The following is a 19,433-nucleotide window of genomic DNA, read 5'->3' as shown; positions in this document are numbered from 1 at the left end:
TCCCTAGCTGCGATCGGCGCGCAACAGCGCCACCAGCAGATAAAACGCCAAGGCCACTGCCAGCAGCAGTGACAGCCCGTCGAGCATGTTCATGAGTGGTTCTCCCCGTGTTACGGCTTGGGCCGCTTTGGGGAAATTGTCTTAGGGAGGGGCGTAAAGGGGCGAGATCTGGGGATGGGGTGAGGTATAAAGAATGCGTAAAGATCAGCACTTTGGACTGCCTGTGCTGGCCTCTTCGCGGGTGAATCCACAGGTACGACACAGGCCTTGAAGACTGTGCAGTACCTGTGGGAGCGGGCGTGCCCGCGAAGAGGCCGTTACAGGCTTACTGCTGGGGCGGCTGCTGTGCGGCGTTACGGCTCCAGTCCAGCAGCAGGCTGTAACCGACCGCCAGCAAGGTCGGCCCGATGAACAGGCCAATGAAGCCAAAGGCAAGCAAGCCACCGAATACACCCAGCAGCACGATCACCAGCGGCAGGTTGCCGCCACGGCTGATCAGGTAGGGCTTGAGCACGTTGTCCACGCCACTGATGACGAAGGTGCCCCAGATACCCAGGAACACCGCCATGCCGTATTCGCCCTTCCACACCAGCCAGGCAGTGGCCGGGATCCAGGCCAGTGGCGGGCCCATGGGGATCAGGCTGAGCATGAAGGTCACCAGGCCCAGCACGATCGCCCCGGGCACCCCGGCGATCAGGAAGCCGATCAGCGCCAGCAGGGCCTGCGCGGCCGCCGTGCCGATCACCCCGTTGACCACCCGCTGCACAGTACCGGCTACCAGCTCCAGGTAATACTCAGCGCGCTCGCCAATCAAACGGTGCAGCAAGCGCAACACAAATGCCGCCAGACGTGGCCCGTCGCGGTAGAAGAAGAACACGAACACCAGGCTCAGGGTCAGTTCCAGCACGCCGCTGCCGATCTGCGCGCTGCGCGCCAGCAACCAGTTGCCCACCTGCCCGAAGTAGGGCTTGGCCGAGGCCACCAAGGCCGCGCCCTGCTGGTCCAGCGATTGCCACCCGTTGACCAGGCGCTCGCCCACGAATGGAATGCCACCCAGCCAGGCCGGCGCGTCGGGCAGGCCGTCGACCTGCACGTCACGCACAAACGCCGTGGCATCGCGAATATGATCGGCCATGTTGAACCCCAGCCACACCAGCGGCAGTGCCACGATCAGGATCCAGGCCGTGGTCAGCAGGCTCGCCGCCAGGGTTTCACGCCCGCCCAGCACACGTGTCAGCAAGCGCATCAGCGGCCAACTGGCAAAAGCCAGGATAGCCCCCCACAGCAATGCAGAAATGAACGGCGCCATCACCCAAAGGCCGGCACCCAGCAAGGCCAGCAGCAGAATCTGGATCAGCAGGCGGTCATTGTTAACCATGGTGGCGCTCGTTCAACGGATCAATTCAAGGTGCAGGCCATTGGTGGGTGCGCTACCGACTTCAAGGCGACCATTACGCACCCCGGCCTTGACCAGCGCCTCGCGCCAGGCTTCGGCTTGGGCGCCACTGAGGCTGGCGCGCAAGGTGCTGTCGAGGTTCAGGCTGCGGGCCAGCAGGTTCACCCAGGTGTCTTGCGGCGCAGCAAGGTCAGGGTAGTCGAGCTTGCCGGTGTCGCGCATTTCGCGCATCACCGTGGCGGCAGTAGGCAGCAGCTCGCCCAGCGGGCTGGCGGCGACGAACTCCTCCACATGCAGGTAGGCGCGGCGGTTGCCACGGGTAACGCTGTACAGCGCGACCAGCGTGTCGGCCTCCTCAGCCGAGCGGCGTAGCAGGATGAACGCCTGCTGCTCGTCACCACCGTTGAGGCGGGCGTTGGCGAACACATCGTTGCCCCACAGGCTGGCCTCGCCGCAATCGCGGCCCTGGCACCAGAACAACGGGTAACCACCCTCGCGCTGCAGTGCTTCGCGGGCACTGGTGAAGGCTTCACGGGCCGTACGTTCGACCGGCAGTTCGTAGGTTACCGAGCTGACCTGGCCACGGCTCTCGACCTTGTTTTCGACCCGCAGGCGGCCGCTGATCTTGCGCAGCGGGCCCATGGGGTAGACGCGCTCTTGCTCCACGGCCGGACGCTGGTCAACGACCTTTGCGTCCACCGGCACCGGCAGGCTGCCGGCCCACAACCCAGGGCTGGCCAGCGCCAGGCAGGCGGCGACAGCAGTACGGATGGCAACAGGCGCGCTCATTGGCGAACCAGGCGGCGCGCGGCGCCGAAGTGAAGCTCCAGGATGTCTGGCAGTTGCATGGTTGTCTCCCTGTTCAACCCGCCAAGCCTCGACACTTGTCCGGTGCAAGTCAAGCAAAGCCAAAGAAGCGATTGATACAGTCTGCGACAAGGGCCGCGCCCTGCTCATCATTCAGGTGCAGGTGATGACCACCGGGTAGCGTCACCTGCTCAAAGGGTAGCTTCTCCAGCAACGCGGCGTGGCGCGCCAGCATGCCGTCGGCGGCCACCACCAACAGCGCCGGGCAACTCACCCGGCGCACATGGGCCATGGCCTGGGTTTCACTCAGGCGCACCGGCGATGGCAGGGTGAGGCGGCTGTCACTGCGCCAGCTGTAGCCACCGGGTACCGGCATCAGGCCACGTTGCGCCAGCAATTCTGCAGCCTCGCGGCTGACCGCGACCATGCCTTTCATCCGCGCATGTACGCCTTCTTCCAGCGTTGCGTACACCGACTTGCGTTTGCCATCCAGCCGCAGCTGGGCTTGCAGTGCCATCCCCAAGCGCTCGCCTGCGTCCTGCTCGGCACCGGTCGGCGGGATGACGCCGTCGATCAACGCCAGGTGGCTGACCCGGTCGGGCAAGGCGCCGGCCAGTTGTACCGAAATGATTGCGCCCAGCGAGTGGCCCAACAGGGCGAAACGCTGCCAACCCAGCTGCTCGGCAACCCGCAGCACGTCGTGGGCGTAGTCGGCCAGGGCATAGCCGGCACCAGGCGGACGGTGTTCCGAGTAACCGTGCCCGGCCAGGTCCAGGGCGACGATGCGCAGGCCCTTCAGTTGCGGCGCCAGGCGAGCGTAACTGTTGGCGTTATCCAGCCAGCCATGCAGGGCAATTACCGGCAGCCCGTCCTCGGGGCCGAACAGGTGTGCCGCCAGTTCGATATGGCCCAGGCTCAGGCGCACTTCCTGCACCTGCGCGCTCATGCCTGGCTCCAGCGGTCGAACAGGCCCTTGATCAGGCTGGCGGTGTCGGTCGGGCGCTCCAGCGGGAACATGTGGCCGCCGGGCACACTGTGATATTCGCCTTTGGGCATGCCGCGCACCGCCAGGGTGTGGTGACGGCGAATGACGTTGCTGCGCTCGCCGCGCACCATGGCCAGCGGCACCTGCAACTGCCGCGCAGGCGCGGGGCTGGTGTGCGGGATGCTGCGGTAGATACTGATTTCGGTAGCCGGATCGAAGCGCAGTTGCAGCCCCTGCTCCATCGCCTGCAGGCCATGTTCTACATAGGCTTCGAGGCAGTCGGGGTCAAAATGGCGAAACAGTGACTTGCCAGCAAAATAGTCCCGGGCACTGTCGCGGTCATTGAAAACTTCGCGGCGCCCCAAGGTGCGGCCGGCCGGGGTAATGCGGTCAATGAAACCGAAACGCTTGGCGGTGCGCAGCAGCCACTGGTCGGCACGGGTGAGCACCGGCGAGTCGAGCATCACCACCCCGCGGTAGTACTCGGGGCGACGCAAGGCAGCATGCAGGTGCAACACCCCCCCCAGCGAATGCCCGACACCCCAGACGGGCTGGTCCTGCTGCGCCAGGTGATGCAGCAGCTCATCGACAAGGCTCTGCCAGTTGTCGTCTACCGGAAAGCGCGGATCGTGGCCATGCTGGGCCAGGTGCTGCACCTGGTAGTCCGGCGCCAGGGCAGCGAACAGCTTGCCATACGTGGCCGAAGGGAAACCGTTGGCATGAGCGAAGAAGATCTGCTGCGACATGGCGCCTGGTCCGGACGGAAGATGATGGCTCATTGTCGGCATCGGGGCGCGATTCAGCAACATTCGGAAAGGTCATCGGCGAGGGCTATCAGGTCACGCCGAGCGGTCGAAGCTGGCCAGAGACCGGCGCAAGCAGGCCTGCATGTAGGCCAACTGGCTTTCCAGCGCCTCACGGGCCAGGCGCTGGTCCTGAAAGTCGAGTTGCAGACGGCGCAAGGCCAGGCAACTCGTTTGTAGCAGGTGGGAGACTCGCAGGCAGGCGTCCTGCAGCGTGCGCAGGTCTCGCTCGCTTTGCTGCCTGGTGGCGGGCTCCAGGTTGCCGTTGCGGCTGACCTTGTGCAGCAGCTGGTAGAGCTTGGCGTCGGCCGAGTCGCGCAGCAGGCTGTACTGGGCAAAATCCAGCGTAACGCCTTGCCCCACCTTGTCTACGGTGGGTTGCAGGTCCAGGGAACTCAAAAGCTCCCGCATCTCACCGCTCATCCGCTGCTCCCTCCCTGATTGCTTTGAGGCAACGCTAGCAAGAGGCCATCAAGTGCGGCAACTGACAAAAATACCAGTTGCCTTATCGATTTGCCGAGGAATCACACCGGTGGGTTGATCGCCAGCAGGGTCATCAACCCAGCCAGCGGCCAATCCCCTTCCAGCTCCGCCAGGCTGGCGGTGCTCATGGCGGCTGGTTGCTGTTGGTGACCATGCTCCAGCGCACCGATCAAATTCCCCACCAGCGGCTGGTGGCTGACCAGCAGTACATGCTCCAGGCCCAGGCGCTCGATTTCGCCAATGACCTGCTGCACATCGCTCTCTGGCGTCAACCAGGGCACGGTACGCACCGGCTCCCTGAAACCCAGCGTGTCATGCACCAGCGCCGCCGTTTGCTGGGCGCGCACGTAGGGGCTGGCGATAATCGCCTGCAGCGGCTGCCCCAGCAGGCGGGCAGCGCTGTGCAGCACCTGCTCGCGACCATGGCCGGTCAGGCGGCGCTCGGCGTCGGTGTTGGCCCGCGGCTCCGCCTCACCGTGGCGCAGCACCCACAGCTTCACAGCTTGGGTTCCTCGTCCCGCACCGGGTGCGGGGCCGGTGCCACGGCATGCGGCGCCTCGCCTTCCGGGGCACGCGGTGCTGGCCAGTCGGCAAATGGCCAGGGCTTCTGCTCAGTGTGGAAGCTGCCATAGCGGCCGATCTGCGCCAGGTACTGGCTCAGGCTGTCGCCGAAGTTCATCAGGCTGGCGCTGGGCGCGCCATACACTAGTCGGTAGATGAGTTGCACCAGCACCAGGCCGCCGAGCAGCAATTCGGCCAGTTGCCAGACCACCAGGAACACCAGCATCCACAGCACCCGCAGGATGATCGACTCGCGCTGGGCGCGTTCGGGCGTATCGTTCATGTGTTGCTCCTTGCTCGTGTCAGAGCCGCCAAGGGCTCAGTTGAAACCGCTGATGGAAATGAAATCGACATCGGTCTTGGGCTCGGCGCGCATCAGGTGCTCGATCACCTGGTTCAGTGTGCGGCCTTCGAACAGGATGGCATGCAGGCCCGCCACCAGCGGCATGTACACCTGTACCTCCTGCGCCTTGGCCTTGAGCACCTTGAGGGTGTTGACGCCTTCGGCCACCTCGCCCAGGCGGCTGACAGCCTCTTCCAGGCTCAACCCCTGGCCCAGCGCATGGCCCACCTGGTAGTTGCGGCTCTTGGGCGAGGAGCAGGTGACGATCAGGTCACCGACACCGGCCAGGCCAAGGAAGGTCATGGGGTTGGCACCCTGGCTGACGGCGAAGCGGGTCATCTCGGCCAGGGCCCGGGTAATCAGCATGCTCTTGGTGTTTTCGCCCATGCCCAAGGCTACGGCCATGCCAGCGATAATGGCGTAGACGTTTTTCAGCGCCCCACCCAGTTCGACGCCGAAGCGGTCGGCGCTGGCGTAGACACGAAAGGTACGCCCGTGCAGTACAGCCTGCACTTGCTGGCAGAGTTGTTCGTCCTCGCTGGCGACCACTGTGGCGGTCAGCGCATGTTCGGCGATCTCGCGGGCCAGGTTGGGGCCCGACAGCACCCCGATGCGGGCGTCAGGGGCGATCTCTTCAAGGATCTGGCTCATCAGCTTGAAGCTCTGCGCCTCGATACCCTTGGTCAGGCTGACCAGGCCCTTGCCCCGCAACAGCTCGGCGTGGGGCGCCAGCACACTGCGCAAGGCACTTGATGGCAGGGCGACGAAGATCAACTCGCTGGCCTGCAAGGTGGCCAGCAGATCGTTGACCGGCTCCACGCCATCCTGCAGGCGGATGCCCTTGAGGTAGCGCGGATTCTCGCGATTGACGCGCATGGCCTCGGCCTGCGCCGGGTCGCGCATCCATTGGCGCACCGGCACACCGTTTTCCGCCAGCAGGTTCGCCACGGCGGTGCCGAAGCTGCCGCCGCCCAGAACTGCAACAGGTTGCTGTTCAGTCATATCCAATCCGTTAAAGCCAAAAGTTAAGTGGCGACCCCGCCATTATACGGCTCACCTGCTACAGAACCAGTGTCAGTACTGGCCTCGTCGCGGGCAAGGCCGCTCCCACAGGTACAGCACAGCGTTCAGCCGCTGTGAAAACGGGCTCATCCGGGAAAGGGCCAGAACAGCCGACGCAGATCACTGGAAAATACGCCAAGGTCAGTTACCATGCCTGTTTCAATCCTGATACAAGGCTGCCCCGTGTTCCCTGGCTCGCCCCCGTTCCCGCGCCTGCTGATACTGACTGCCCTGCTCGGTGGCCCGGCCATGGCCGACGACCTGTTCATCGACAATAGCGACCTGCCGCAGGTTCTGACCGCCACGCGCCTGAAACAATCCCCGGCGGCAGTCCCGGGCAGCATGACCGTGCTCGACAGCGAGCTGATCCGCGCCAGCGGCGCCCGCGACATCCCCGAACTGCTGCGCCTGGTACCGGGCATGATGATCGGCTACGGCGCCGGCAACCAGCCGACGGTCAACTACCACGGCAGCAACGCCAGCGAAGCGCGGCGCATGCAGGTGCTGATCGATGGCCGCTCGGTGTACCGGGCTGGCCTGGCCACGGTGGACTGGAGCGATATCCCCCTGGCCATGGAAGACATCGAGCGCATCGAGGTGTTCCGCGGCCCCAACACGGTCAGCTACGGTGCCAATGCGCTGATGGCGGTGGTCAACATCCTCACCCGCAACCCCGCCGACAGCCATGGCACACGATTGAAAGTGACCCGCGGCGAGGACGGCATCAACGACTTCTATGCCAGCCACGGCTTCGGCTGGGATGGCGGCGACATGCGCCTGTCGTTGTCGGGCCAGCAGGACGACGGCTTCGACCACGATCAGTTCGGCCAGGACTACCGGGACAGCCGCCGGCTGACCCGCTTCAACCTCAGTGCCAGCCACAACCTGGCGGTCGACCAGACCCTGGAATGGCAACTGGCGGCAAAAGAAGGCAGCAACCAGCGGCCCTATACCTACCAGCCGGTATTCCCCTACGTTACCCAGCGCGGCGACAATGCCGACGTCAATGCCAAGGACTACGCAGGGTCGGTGCGCTGGAACATCGACTTCAATCCCGACCACAGCCTGTATGTGCAAGGTTCGGCACAGCATTTCGACCGCCAACAGGTCTGGCGGGCCTGTGATGCCGCACTGTCGTTCAGCCCCGAACTGACCCGGCTGTGGCAGATGAACCCCAATTACGCCGAGCTGGTCGCACGCGGCGCCAACAACCCGCCACCCAGCAGCAACCCGGCAGAACAAGCGCTGGTCGATACCATCAAGGATCAGTGGAACAACAAGGGCGGCAGCAGCGTGGTCTGCGGCGATGTCGACCAGAGCACCCGCGAAACCCGCTACGACCTGGAAATCCAGGACACCCTCAGCCTGACCGACAGCCTGCGCCTGCTCAGCGGCATGAACTACCGCTATGACCGTGCCGACTCGCAGACCTACTTCAACGGCAGCATCGACGACCAGACCTGGCGCGTGTTCGGCCAGCTGGAATGGCGCGCCGACGAGCACTGGATCTTGCAGGGTGGGGCGATGTTCGAAGACTCGCGCCTGTCGGGCAGCTCGCTGACCCCGCGCGTTGCGGTCAACTACCTGATCACCCCGCGCCACGGCCTGCGTGCAGTGTATTCCGAGGCGGTGCGCTCGCCCGACATGTTCGAGAACAACATCAACTGGAGCTACACGGTCAAGAACCTCAGCCCCAATGCGTTCGGCCAGCAGCACGGTGAGTACTTCGTCAAGACCCGCGGCCCGGGCGACCTGGACCAAGAGCGCATGCGCTCGCGCGAACTGGGCTACAACGGCTACTTCAGCGACATCGACCTGAGCCTGGATGTGAAGCTGTTCTACGACGAGATCACCGGCATGATCAGCGAGCCCCTGAAGAACAACCAGTACGTCGCCAGCAACGCGAACAAGGCCCGGTTCAGCGGCAGCGAGACGCAACTGGACTGGCGCCCCACCCTGCGTGACCGCCTGCGCCTGACCTATGCCTATGTCGATGCCTGGGCCAGCAACCCCGACGACCGCCGCCTCACCGCCCGCAACAGCGGCTCGGTCGGTTGGATGCGCGAATGGGGCGATGGCTGGTCGAGTGCGCTGTTCTACTACGGTGACGATGCGCTCAACCAGTACCGCTACGAGCGTCTGGACCTGCGCCTGGCCAAGCGCCTTCGGGTGCAGGGCAGCAACCTGGAGCTGGCGGCGCTGTGGCAGCAACGCCTGGACGACGAGCCGACCACGACCGTGCAGAACCGCTACGACAGCCGCCACCGCCTCAGCTTCAGCGCGGAGCTGGCGTTCTGATGGCCGTGGTGCTGCGCCTGTTGCTGCTGTGTCTGTGGCCCCTGGGGCCGTTGTCCGCCAGCGAAATTCTGCTGGTAGGCGCGCAAGACCAGCCCGGCATCCGCAGCTTCGTCGCCGCACTCGAAAACCGTCGGCCGCACGATCATGTGCATTTCCAGACCACCGCTGACCTGCCACGCCCTGGCCAGCTCAAGACCGACCAGCGCCTGATTCTGCTCGACAGTGCTGCCCTGGAGTGGCGCCTGGGTGAAAACGCCGGCCCGCCAGCCCTGGCCATGCGAATAAGCCGGGTGCAGGCTGAACAGCGCCTGGGAAAGTCGCGCCCGGCGTTTCTCACCTTGCTGTGGAGCGACCCGCCGTTGGGCCGGCAACTGCGCCTGGCGCGCTACCTGCTGCCACAGGCCCAGCGCATTGGTGTGCTGTACGGCGAGCACAGTGGTTTCCTGCTCGAAGAGCTGCGCCATGCTGCCCGCCCGCTGGGCCTGGAAATCATTGCCCAGGACTGGCCCGACCTGCGTGACAGCCGGCCCCTGCAGCACCTGCTGGGTAACAGCGATGTGCTGCTGGGCCTGGATGACCCGGACCTGTACAACTCCAAGACTGCGAAGAACCTGTTGCTGAGCAGTTATGGCCGGCAGATGGCGCTGATCGGCCCGAACGCCGGCTTTGTTCGCGCCGGCGCCCTGGCCAGTACCTACAGCGACCAGGAGGACTGGCTGGCAGTACTTGACCAGTTGCTCGACCAGCCTCCGGGGCGCTGGCCGCGCAGCCTGTATCCGGCCCGTTTCGGCGTCAGTGGCAACCAGCAGGTGGCGCGCGCCCTGGGCCTGCAACCGATCGATCCGTCCGCCGCCGCCAAGGCCCTGGCCGAAGGAGAGCCCACCCCATGAGCAAAGGCCTGAGCTGGGACATCCACACCCGCACGCAAATCATAAGCCTTGGCCCTGCCCTGCTGCTGACCTTGCTGCTGATCAGCTTCTTCACCTTCGTGCGCATCCAGGACCTGCGCCAGGAGCTGAACCATACCGGGCAGCTGATCGCCAACCAATTGGCCCCGGCCTCGGAGTACGGGGTGATCTCGGGCAACAACGAGGTGCTCGAAGGCCTGATGCGCGCCACCCTCAGCATCCCGCACGTGCGCTTCCTCGAGGTGCAGGACAGCCGCAACCACATCCTTGTGTACGTCGAGCAGTCCGACGAAAGCGCCAACCGCGCGCAGCGCGTAGAGGTGTTCCAGGCGCCCATACGCTTGCAGCAAATCCGCCTGGACAGCGACTTCCTGCAGCAGGGCAAGGCCGCCACACCCGCGATCGGCGATGACTACCTGGGCCGGGTGATCGTCGGCATGTCCGATGACGCCTTCAGCCAACGCCAACAGGAAATCGTGATCAAGGCCGGCATCCTGGCGCTGTTCGCCTTGCTGTTCACCTTCTTGCTGGCGCGCCGCCTGGCCCTGAGCCTGGCCAAGCCGATCAGCGACATGGGCCATGCGGTCAAGGCCATACAGCAGGGCCAGTACAACACCCCGCTGCCCGTGGTCGATGATAGCGAGCTGGGCCACCTGGCCCGCCATATCAACAACCTGGCCAACGCCCTGGAGCAGGCCAGCGATGAACAGAAGCAGGCCATTGCCGAGCTGATCCAGGCCCGCGAGGAAGCCGAGCAAGCCAACCGAGCCAAATCGGACTTCCTGGCGATGATGAGTCACGAGCTGCGCACCCCGATGAATGGCGTGCTGGGCATGCTGCAGCTGCTGGAAACCACGCAGCTAAGTACCGAACAGGCCGACTACACCGCAGTGGCCAGCGAATCCACCGGGCATTTGCTGAAAGTCATCAACGATATCCTCGACTTCTCGCGCATCGAACGCGCTGCGCTTCAGCTGGAACACATCAATTTCAACCTGGGTGAGCTGATTACCAGCTGCGTCCTGTCGTTCCAGCACAGTGCCCAGCAGCGTGGCCTTGGCTTGCACCTGCAACTGCCGGCCGACATCGAGCAGTTGCAAGTGAACGGCGACCCCACGCGCATCCGCCAGATCCTGCTGAACCTGGTCGGTAACGCACTGAAGTTCACCGAACGCGGCCAGGTTCAGGTCGAAGCACGCTGGCAGGTGCTCGACCGGCAGTTGATCTGGCTCACCTGCAGTGTGCGCGACACGGGTATCGGCATCGACAGCGACCGCCTGGAAATGATGTTCGTGGCCTTCCAGCAGGCCGACAGCTCGATCTCCCGCCGTTATGGCGGCACCGGGCTGGGCCTGTCGATCGCCCGCACCCTGGCCGAACGCATGGGCGGCAAGCTGCGCGGTGAAAGCCGCGAAGGCCTGGGTTCTACATTTACCCTGGAGATGCCGCTGGCCCTGGCCAGCCCTCCCCCCAGCCGACCGGCGTTGCCAACGCACGCGAAAACGACGGCGCCCGGCAGTGATCAGGTGCTGCTGGTAGAGGACAATCCGGTCAACCAGAGCGTCATCGAAGCCATGCTGCGCAGCCTGGGCCTGGCGGTATGCACAGCCGAAGATGGACTTGAGGCCGTCGACCTGGTCAGCCGCCAGCGCTTTGCCGCCGTGCTGATGGACTGTCGGCTGCCGCACCTGGACGGCTATGAAGCCACCCGGCGTATCCGCCAATTGCCCAACGGCACCGGGTTACCGATCATCGCCCTGACTGCCAATGCGATGCAGGGTGACCGCGAGCGTTGCATGGCCGCTGGCATGGACGACTACCTGAGCAAACCCTTGCGCCGTACCGAGCTGCAGCAGGTGCTGGAACGCTGGTTACCCGGTCAGACAACCGCGACTGGCGATAAATGCTAAAGTGCGGCAGTCTTAAACACTGGACAGGACCATCATCGGACCTGAAAATAGACGTTTCAGTGCACACCTGTACTTCTTTCACCGGGTGCACTGTGACTTTCACCACAACGCAATAGTCTACCTGTAGGCTGCCGTCTTGAACGCGATGCGTATCAGGCCGGCCGGGAAGATTCATCCCCTGCCGCAGGGGGTTATTGAGGAGCTCGCATGACCAAACAACACGCCTTTACTCGGGAAGACCTGCTGCGCTGCAGTCGCGGTGAGCTGTTCGGCCCAGGTAATGCGCAACTGCCCGCGCCGAACATGCTGATGGTCGATCGCATCACCCATATCAGCGAAGAAGGCGGCAAGTACGGCAAAGGTGAATTGGTCGCCGAGCTGGATATCAACCCGGACCTGTGGTTCTTCGCCTGCCACTTCGAAGGCGATCCGGTCATGCCGGGCTGCCTGGGCCTCGATGCCATGTGGCAGCTGGTAGGCTTCTTCCTCGGCTGGCAAGGCCTGCCGGGCCGCGGCCGCGCCCTGGGCTCGGGCGAGGTGAAATTCTTCGGCCAGGTACTGCCAGAGGCCAAGAAAGTCACCTACAACATTCAGATCAAGCGTGTCCTGAAGGGCAAGCTGAACATGGCCATCGCCGATGGCTCGGTCAGCGTCGACGGCCGTGAGATCTACACTGCCGAAGGCCTGCGGGTCGGCGTGTTCACTTCCACTGACAATTTCTAAGGGTTATTCGCATGCGCCGCGTCGTTATCACTGGTCTGGGCATCGTATCGTGCCTGGGCAATGACAAAGCTACCGTCACCGAAAACCTGCGTAAAAGCCGTCCGGGTATCCGTTTCAACCCGGAATACAAGGAAATGGGGCTGCGCAGCCAGGTTTCCGGGTCCATCGACCTCAACCTCGAAGAACTGATCGACCGCAAGGTATACCGCTTCGTCGGCCACGCCGCGGCGTACGCTTACCTGGCGATGCAGGACGCGATCAAGGACGCAGGCCTGACCGAAGAGCAGGTTTCCAACCCGCGTACCGGGCTGGTAGCTGGCTCCGGCGGTGCCTCGACCCTGAACCAGATGGAAGCGCTGGACACCCTGCGCGAGAAAGGCGTCAAGCGCGTCGGCCCATACCGCGTTACCCGCACCATGGGCAGCACCGTTTCGGCGTGCCTGGCCACCCCGTTCAAGATCAAGGGCCTGAACTACTCGATCTCGTCGGCATGCGCCACCTCGGCACACTGCATCGGTACCGCCCTGGAGCAGATCCAGTGGGGCAAGCAAGACATCGTCTTCGCCGGTGGCGGTGAAGAAGAACACTGGAGCCAGTCGTTCCTGTTCGATGCCATGGGCGCCCTGTCGACCAAGCGCAACGAAACCCCGGAACTGGCCTCGCGCGCCTACGATAACGACCGTGATGGCTTCGTCATTGCTGGCGGTGGCGGCATGGTTGTCGTCGAAGAGCTGGAACATGCTTTGGCCCGTGGCGCCAAGATCTACGCCGAAATCGTTGGCTACGGTGCGACTTCCGATGGCTACGACATGGTTGCCCCGAGCGGCGAAGGCGCCATCCGCTGCATGCAGCAGGCACTGTCCACCGTCGACACCCCGATCGACTACCTGAACACCCACGGCACCTCGACCCCGGTCGGTGACGTTGCCGAGATCAAGGGCGTTCGCGCGGTATTCGGCGACAAGGCACCGAAGATCAGCTCGACCAAGAGCCTGTCGGGTCACTCGCTGGGCGCCGCTGGCGTGCACGAGGCGATCTATTGCCTGCTGATGATGGAAAACAACTTCATCGCCGGCTCCGCCAACATCGACGAACTGGACCCGGAGGTCGCCGACCTGCCGATCCTGCGCAAAACCGAAGAAAACGCCAAGATCGATACGGTCATGAGCAACAGCTTCGGCTTCGGCGGCACCAACGCCACCCTGGTGCTCAAGCGCTGGGAAGGCAAGTAAGACGCTGATGCGGTAATCGAAAACGCCCCGACTGGTTCGGGGCGTTTTCATTTGTAGCCTGTGCCGGCGATAGGGCCAGTACAGGCAACCCCCTATTTTTGCCTGGGCAGCACAGCCAGAAAGTTATCGCGGGCTACTTTGTTCGCTACATTCTCAGGCAAAGCATCCAGAAACGGCCTGAACCCGTGCATCTGTTCCCCCAGGCTGCCAAACCGCCCCACCACATCCGACCCCAGCATGAACCGCTCCGGGTATTTCTCGACCAATGCCACCCAGGCTTTTCGCGGCACGCCCTTGTCATCCAGCAGATAGGGCTGCAGCACACTCCACGACAGGTCGACATACAGGTTCGGGTAATCCTCCAGCAACCGCGTCAGCACCGGGAGCAAAAAGTCCATCTGCGTCTGGTGCCGATGGATCTCCATGCTGCTGCCGGCGTGCGCCCAGATGAACCGCGTGTGCGGGTGATTGCGCAGCGGCTCTTCGATCTCAGCCAGGTACAGCGGGTTACGCTCACGTTTTGAAGTGATATTGGAATGCAGCAGTACCGGCAGGTCCCGCTCGGCCGCCAGATGGTAAATGCGCGTCATGGCTTCGTTGTTGGCACGCGGCGTGTCGCCACTGGTCAGCGCTGTCAGGTCATCGTGACGGGTGAAAACCTCGCCGATTCCCTCCCACAGCCCCGGGTACATATCGAGCATGCGTTCGATATGGCTGACAGCGTTCTTGTCCACCGGGTTGAAACCAGTCAGGAACGGATGAAAGCGTTTCCGCTGCTCAATCGGCAACTGCTGCAGGGCGGCCGCCACGTAGGTATCGGTGGCGCTGTACCAATAGGCATCGGCATCGTCACCGGCGTAATAACGCGGGCGCTTGGGCTCGTCTTCATGCCATTTCTTGGCCACCGGTATGCCGGAAATCATCGACTGCTCGATGCCTGCGGCATCCATGGCCTTTAGCAACGCCGGCATGCCTTCGCTCTCCTGGAAGAAGTCGACGTAGTGCAGGTGGGCATCGCTGTAGCGGTAGTCGCGTGCCTGTGCCGCCTGGCACAGCCAGCCAGACAACAACACGCAGGCCAGCGCTCGGGCAATCATGGGCAGCTTCCTTCTACGGGTATGGAAACAGTAGACCGGCCGGCAAACGATACGGTTCAGCCGCACCAGGCAAACCGCTATGCTTGAGGCATTTCCACCGCGCCTGGAGCCCACCGCATGAGCAGCCCCCTGATCATCCGCCCACGTGCCGAATCGGTCGAGGGCCAGCCGATCCTGCGCCCGCTGCCGGCAGCACAGTGCCGTAGCGTCGGCCCGTTCGTGTTCTTCGACCATATGCTCGAAACCGACTATGCCCCGGGGCATGGCATGGACATCCGCCAGCACCCGCACATCGGCCTTTCAACCCTGACCTACCTGTTCGAGGGGGCGATCCTGCACAAGGACAGCCTCGGCTCAGAGCAGCGGGTGCTCCCCGGCGATGTCAGCTGGATGACGGCTGGCAGCGGCGTGGCCCATGTCGAGCGTACGCCGGCAGATGCCCTGGCCCATGGTTCGCGCCTGCACGGCTTGCAAGTGTGGCTGGCTTCGCCGCGCGCGCACGAACAAGGCCCGGCGAGCTACAGCCACCACCCGGCGGCGAGCCTGCCGGTGAGTGACCACCTGGGGGTACGCATCTGCATGATTGCTGGCACCGGGTTCTGCCTGGAGTCACCGGTGCCGGTGCTCTCCCCCACCCTTTATGCGCACGTACAGATGCAACCGGCGACGACGCTGCTGATACCGGCTGAACACGAGCAGCGGGCGCTTTACCTGCTGGATGGCGAGTTGCTGCTGGGCGATGAGGATGTGGAGCCTTGCAGCCTGGTGGTACTGCCGGAGGGCGAGGACGTGACGCTGTATGCGGACGCAGAGTGCCAGTTGGTACTGATTGGCGGGGAGCCACTGGATGGGCCGCGGCGAATGAACTGGAATTTCGTGGCAAGCGACCCGGAACTGATCGAGCAAGCCAGGGCACGGTGGGCTGCGGGGGATTGGCCGGTGGTACCGGGGGAAACTTCAAGGATCGAGTTGCCCCGGTAATTTCGGGGCTGCTGTGCAGCCCATAGCCGGCAAGCCAGCTCCCACAAAGAGCGGCGTACGCTGTACCAGTGGGAGCTGGCTTGCCGGCGATGGGGCGCAAGGCGCCCCCTGCTATATCAGCGCTGGAACACTTCTGTCAGCAGGTTGTGCATCGCACGGAAAGCCCGTTCCGAGGTGCGGCGGTCATACTGCATCTTGCCCGGTACATTGGCATTCGGGTCGGTAAACGAGTGCACCGCCCCGCCATAGCTCAGCAACTGCCAGTCAACCTTGGCCGCGCTCATCTCGTCCTCGAACGCCGGCAACTGCTCCTTCGGCACCAGTGGGTCCGACGCGCCGTGCAACACCAGCACCGAACCCTTGATGTGCTTGGCATCTTCCGGGTTCGGGGTATCCAGCGTGCCATGGAACGACACCGCAGCCTTCAGGTCGGCGCCAGTACGTGCCAGCTCCAGGGCGCAGCAACCGCCAAAGCAGAAGCCGAAGGTTGCCACCTTGCCAGGCTCCAGCAGTGCCTTGGACTGCGCCAGCAGCTGCTCCAGCGCCCCCTTCATGCGCTTGCGCAGCTCGCTGCGGTCGTTCTTCAACGGCATCATCGCCGCCCCCGCCTCGTCGGCATTGGACGGCCGCACCGATTGCCCATACAGGTCGGCAATCAGCACCACGTATCCCTTCTCGGCCACTTCCTTGGCAATGCGCTCGGCACCTTCGCCAATACCCATCCAGTTCGGCGCCATGACAAGCCCCGGGCGCCCCAGCGCGCCGGGCTCGTATACAAGGCGGCTTTCATAGGTCTTGCCAGACAGGTGATAAACCAGCGATTCGACGATTACCTTGCTCATCAAGCACTCCTTAAGGCTTCACCATGAGAAAAGCCCGCCGAAGCGGGCTTTCCTTTGCATCAACTCAAGCAGACAGCTCGACCAGCAGCTTGTTCAGGCGACGAACGTAAGCCGCCGGGTCCTTCAGGCTATCACCGGCCGCCAGCGCCGCCTGATCGAACAGGATGTGCGACAGCTCGGCGAAGCGGTCTTCGCTTTGCTCGTTGTCGAGCTTCTCGATCAGCGGGTGGGTCGGGTTGAATTCGAAGATCGGCTTGGACTCCGGCACCTTCTGCCCGCTGGCCTCGAGGATCTGGCGCATCTGCAGGCCCAGGTCCTGCTCGCCGATGGCGAGGATCGCCGGCGAGTCGGTCAGGCGGTGGGACACACGCACTTCAGCGACGCTGTCACCCAGCGCCCCTTTCAGACGCTCGACCAGGCCTTCCTTGTCCTTGGCGACTTCTTCCTGGGCCTTCTTGTCTTCTTCGGAGTCCAGCTTGCCCAGGTCGAGGTCGCCGCGGGCGACGTCGACGAAGGCCTTGCCGTCGAACTCGTTGAGGTAGCTCATCAGCCACTCGTCGATGCGGTCGGTCAGCAGCAGCACTTCGATGCCTTTCTTGCGGAAGACTTCCAGGTGCGGGCTGTTCTTGACCTGCGCGTACGACTCGCCGGTGAGGAAGTAGATCTTGTCCTGGCCTTCTTTGGCGCGGGCTAGGTAATCCGCCAAGGCAACGCTCTGCTCGCCGCTGTCGTCGTGGGTGGAGGCGAAGCGCAGCAGGCCGGCAATCTTCTCTTTGTTGGCGAAGTCTTCGGCCGGGCCTTCCTTCAGCACCTGGCCGAAGTTTTTCCAGAAGCCCTTGTATTGTTCAGGCTCGTTCTTCGCCAGTTTATCCAGCATGTCCAGCACGCGCTTGGTCAGCGCGGTCTTCATCGAATCGATGATCGGGTCTTTCTGCAGGATCTCGCGAGAAACGTTCAGCGACAGGTCGTTGGAGTCGACCACACCTTTGATGAAGCGCAGGTACAGCGGCAGGAACGACTCGGCCTGGTCCATGATGAACACGCGCTGCACGTAAAGCTTAAGGCCGCGCGGTGCTTCGCGCTGGTACAGGTCGAACGGTGCGCGAGCCGGCACATACAACAGCGAGTTGTATTCGAGCTTGCCTTCGACCTTGTTGTGGCTCCAAGCCAGCGGGTTTTCGAAGTCATGGCCGATGTGCTTGTAGAACTCCTGGTATTCCTCGTCCTTGATCTCGGTACGCGGACGGGTCCACAGGGCGCTGGCACGGTTGACGGTTTCCCACTCTTCGGCTGGCTGCTCTTCGCCTTCAGCGGCAACCTGCTCCTTCGGCAGCTGGATAGGCAGGGCGATGTGGTCGGAGTACTTCTTGACCACGTTGCGCAGGCGCCAGCCATCGGCGAACTCTTTCTCTTCCTGCTTCAGGTGCAGGACGATGCGGGTACCGCGCTGTGGCTTGTCGATGGTGGCGACTTCAAATTCGCCCTCGCCTTTCGACGACCAGTGCACGCCTTCGGCAGCAGGCTGACCGGCGCGACGGCTGTACACGTCGACCTTGTCGGCCACGATGAACGCGGAGTAGAAGCCCACGCCGAACTGACCGATCAGGTGCGAGTCCTTCTTCTGGTCACCGGTGAGGTTCTTCATGAAGTCGGCGGTGCCGGACTTGGCGATGGTGCCAAGGTGAGCGATGACGTCTTCGCGGCTCATGCCGATGCCGTTGTCCTCAAGGGTAACGGTACCGGCATCCTTGTCGAAGCTCAGGCGAATTTTCAGCTCATCGCCACCTTCAAGCAGCTCTGGCTTGGCCAGGGCTTCGAAACGCAGTTTGTCCACGGCGTCGGAGGCGTTGGAAATCAGCTCCCGCAGGAAGATTTCCTTGTTCGAGTACAGCGAATGAATCATGAGGTGCAGCAGTTGCTTCACCTCGGTCTGGAAGCCCAGCGTTTCCTTTTGTGTTTCCACAGTCATGGTCTTCGAAACTCCGATCTGATTGCAGTGGCGCCTGGCGGCCGGTTGGGCCTGCGTTAATGGCGGATGTCATTCAGATGGGGGCTGCCCGGATGATTTCAAGGGCTTTTCCGGCTCGATCTTGAAATGCGCACGGGCGGTGGCAATTGGCGCCTGCCTGTCGCCCTGCCAGGCAGTAATAGCCACATTGGTCACCCGGCGGCCCTGGCGCCACAGCTGGCATTGGGCGTAGGTATCGCGAAAGTGCCCGGCGCGCAGGTAGTCGATGGAAAAATCGATCACCTTCGGGATACTCGCGCTTTCGCTGTAGATCAGCAGGTACAGCGCGGCGGACAGCTCCATGAAACCCGCAATCACGCCACCATGGATGGCGGGCAGCAACGGGTTGCCGATGTTGTCGGGGTTGGCTGGGAGGCGGAACAGAAGGTCATCGCCCTGGCGCTCGCATTCGATGCCAATCAGCCCTGCGTAGGGAATCAGTGCCAGCAATGGCCGGTAATCACCGACCGCGTGGGCGGCGTTGAGTTGCTGGCGAACCGCGTACGGAATCATGCGCCGCCCTCCTTCAGGTTATTGCCGAACCGGATACCGCCCTTGATCTCCTGGCCCAGGCGCATGAAGGTCCCCACCACCTGGCAGATCGGCTGGTCGGGGTCGTCCTGGTAGGCGGTGCCACGGGTGAAGATCACGTCGCGGGTAACCCGGTAGCACTGGGCGTGGCCGTAGATGTCCTTGCCGGCTTCGGCCGGGTGCATGTAGTCGATGCGCAGATCCAGTGTCGGGCACACCTCGAAGCGCGGCAGCACGCACAGGGTGGCCATGCCGCAGGTGGTATCCATCAGCGTGGTCAGCGCCCCTCCATGTACCGCGCCCGTTTGCGGGTTGCCGACAATGGCCGGCGACCAGGGCAATACCAGGGTCATGCCATTGCCATCGGCCTGGGCCACACGCATGTTCAGCAACTGGCAATGTCTAAGGGCCAAGAGAAAACGCTCGGCCATGGCCATCAAGGTTGAATCGCTCATTCGCTGTT

20 protein-coding genes are annotated in these 19,433 nt (G+C 63.4%); 6 read left to right on the top strand and 14 right to left on the bottom strand.

Going from position 1 to position 19,433, the window contains the following annotated elements:
- Positions 1-3: 3 nt before the first annotated feature.
- The 9 genes from kdpF to SB756_RS01190 form a co-directional block, all read right to left on the bottom strand.
- Positions 4-93 carry a K(+)-transporting ATPase subunit F gene (gene kdpF, locus SB756_RS01230; protein WP_003251485.1) on the bottom strand — a complete coding sequence of 30 codons (90 nt, stop codon included), beginning with the start codon at positions 91-93 and terminating at the stop codon, positions 4-6.
- Positions 94-325: 232 nt separating this feature from the next.
- Entirely contained in the window at positions 326-1,378 is a 1,053-nt protein-coding gene (locus SB756_RS01225) for an AI-2E family transporter (RefSeq protein WP_341796321.1), read from the bottom strand.
- A gap of 12 nt (positions 1,379-1,390) precedes the next feature.
- On the bottom strand, positions 1,391-2,185 hold the full coding sequence (locus tag SB756_RS01220; protein WP_341796322.1) for a DUF4892 domain-containing protein: 795 nt from the start codon (positions 2,183-2,185) through the stop codon (positions 1,391-1,393).
- A gap of 109 nt (positions 2,186-2,294) precedes the next feature.
- Positions 2,295-3,149, bottom strand: a complete 855-nt coding sequence (locus SB756_RS01215; protein ID WP_410910011.1) for an alpha/beta hydrolase — start codon at positions 3,147-3,149, stop codon at positions 2,295-2,297.
- Positions 3,146-3,934, bottom strand: coding sequence for an alpha/beta fold hydrolase (locus tag SB756_RS01210; protein ID WP_410910010.1), 789 nt, complete (start codon positions 3,932-3,934; stop codon positions 3,146-3,148). Before SB756_RS01210 ends, SB756_RS01215 begins: the two co-directional genes overlap by 4 nt.
- A 93-nt stretch (positions 3,935-4,027) precedes the next feature.
- Positions 4,028-4,414 carry a hypothetical protein gene (locus SB756_RS01205; RefSeq protein WP_410910009.1) on the bottom strand — a complete coding sequence of 129 codons (387 nt, stop codon included), beginning with the start codon at positions 4,412-4,414 and terminating at the stop codon, positions 4,028-4,030.
- 101 nt (positions 4,415-4,515) lie between these two features.
- Positions 4,516-4,974: a phosphohistidine phosphatase SixA gene (sixA, locus tag SB756_RS01200; RefSeq protein ID WP_410910008.1), complete on the bottom strand. Its 459-nt coding sequence runs from the start codon at positions 4,972-4,974 to the stop codon at positions 4,516-4,518.
- Entirely contained in the window at positions 4,971-5,318 is a 348-nt protein-coding gene (locus SB756_RS01195; RefSeq protein ID WP_016498711.1) for a DUF4389 domain-containing protein, read from the bottom strand. The genes sixA and SB756_RS01195 overlap by 4 nt, the downstream gene beginning before the upstream one ends.
- Before the next feature lie 36 nt (positions 5,319-5,354).
- Positions 5,355-6,380 carry an NAD(P)H-dependent glycerol-3-phosphate dehydrogenase gene (locus SB756_RS01190; RefSeq protein ID WP_410910007.1) on the bottom strand — a complete coding sequence of 342 codons (1,026 nt, stop codon included), beginning with the start codon at positions 6,378-6,380 and terminating at the stop codon, positions 5,355-5,357.
- A gap of 210 nt (positions 6,381-6,590) precedes the next feature.
- On the opposite strand from SB756_RS01190, the gene SB756_RS01185 reads away from it, so the two are divergent.
- The 5 genes from SB756_RS01185 to fabB all read left to right on the top strand — a co-directional run bounded on the left by SB756_RS01185 (position 6,591) and on the right by fabB (position 13,511).
- Complete coding sequence (locus SB756_RS01185) at positions 6,591-8,738, top strand: TonB-dependent receptor plug domain-containing protein (RefSeq protein ID WP_341796327.1); 2,148 nt, start codon at positions 6,591-6,593, stop codon at positions 8,736-8,738.
- Complete coding sequence (locus tag SB756_RS01180) at positions 8,738-9,628, top strand: ABC transporter substrate-binding protein (RefSeq protein ID WP_341796328.1); 891 nt, start codon at positions 8,738-8,740, stop codon at positions 9,626-9,628. The genes SB756_RS01185 and SB756_RS01180 overlap by 1 nt, the downstream gene beginning before the upstream one ends.
- Complete coding sequence (locus SB756_RS01175; protein ID WP_341796329.1) at positions 9,625-11,556, top strand: ATP-binding protein; 1,932 nt, start codon at positions 9,625-9,627, stop codon at positions 11,554-11,556. The genes SB756_RS01180 and SB756_RS01175 overlap by 4 nt, the downstream gene beginning before the upstream one ends.
- A 207-nt stretch (positions 11,557-11,763) precedes the next feature.
- Complete coding sequence (fabA, locus tag SB756_RS01170) at positions 11,764-12,279, top strand: 3-hydroxyacyl-[acyl-carrier-protein] dehydratase FabA (RefSeq protein ID WP_016498706.1); 516 nt, start codon at positions 11,764-11,766, stop codon at positions 12,277-12,279.
- A gap of 11 nt (positions 12,280-12,290) precedes the next feature.
- Complete coding sequence (gene fabB / locus SB756_RS01165; protein WP_341796330.1) at positions 12,291-13,511, top strand: beta-ketoacyl-ACP synthase I; 1,221 nt, start codon at positions 12,291-12,293, stop codon at positions 13,509-13,511.
- A 92-nt stretch (positions 13,512-13,603) separates the two neighbouring features.
- On the opposite strand, the gene SB756_RS01160 is transcribed toward fabB, so the two are convergent.
- The gene (locus SB756_RS01160; RefSeq protein WP_341796331.1) at positions 13,604-14,608 is read right to left on the bottom strand and encodes an amidohydrolase family protein; all 1,005 of its coding nucleotides are present in this window, start codon (positions 14,606-14,608) and stop codon (positions 13,604-13,606) included.
- Positions 14,609-14,725: 117 nt separating this feature from the next.
- Here SB756_RS01160 and SB756_RS01155 point away from each other — a divergent pair, with 117 nt between their 5' ends.
- On the top strand, positions 14,726-15,589 hold the full coding sequence (locus tag SB756_RS01155) for a pirin family protein (protein ID WP_174371959.1): 864 nt from the start codon (positions 14,726-14,728) through the stop codon (positions 15,587-15,589).
- A gap of 116 nt (positions 15,590-15,705) precedes the next feature.
- Here SB756_RS01155 and SB756_RS01150 read toward each other — a convergent pair whose 3' ends face one another.
- From SB756_RS01150 to SB756_RS01135, 4 genes are all read right to left on the bottom strand, one after another.
- A complete protein-coding gene (locus SB756_RS01150; RefSeq protein ID WP_410910006.1) occupies positions 15,706-16,431 on the bottom strand; it encodes a dienelactone hydrolase family protein in 726 nt (241 codons plus the stop codon).
- A gap of 64 nt (positions 16,432-16,495) precedes the next feature.
- On the bottom strand, positions 16,496-18,400 hold the full coding sequence (gene htpG, locus SB756_RS01145; RefSeq protein ID WP_341796334.1) for a molecular chaperone HtpG: 1,905 nt from the start codon (positions 18,398-18,400) through the stop codon (positions 16,496-16,498).
- A 69-nt stretch (positions 18,401-18,469) separates the two neighbouring features.
- The gene (locus SB756_RS01140; RefSeq protein WP_016498700.1) at positions 18,470-18,952 is read right to left on the bottom strand and encodes a PaaI family thioesterase; all 483 of its coding nucleotides are present in this window, start codon (positions 18,950-18,952) and stop codon (positions 18,470-18,472) included.
- Entirely contained in the window at positions 18,949-19,425 is a 477-nt protein-coding gene (locus SB756_RS01135) for a PaaI family thioesterase (protein ID WP_410910005.1), read from the bottom strand. Before SB756_RS01135 ends, SB756_RS01140 begins: the two co-directional genes overlap by 4 nt.
- Positions 19,426-19,433: the final 8 nt, after the last annotated feature.

The organism is Pseudomonas sp. SIMBA_068 (assembly GCF_046534705.1).
Classification (GTDB): Bacteria; Pseudomonadota; Gammaproteobacteria; order Pseudomonadales; family Pseudomonadaceae; genus Aquipseudomonas; species Aquipseudomonas putida.
This window is presented reverse-complemented; position numbering and strand designations above follow the sequence as displayed.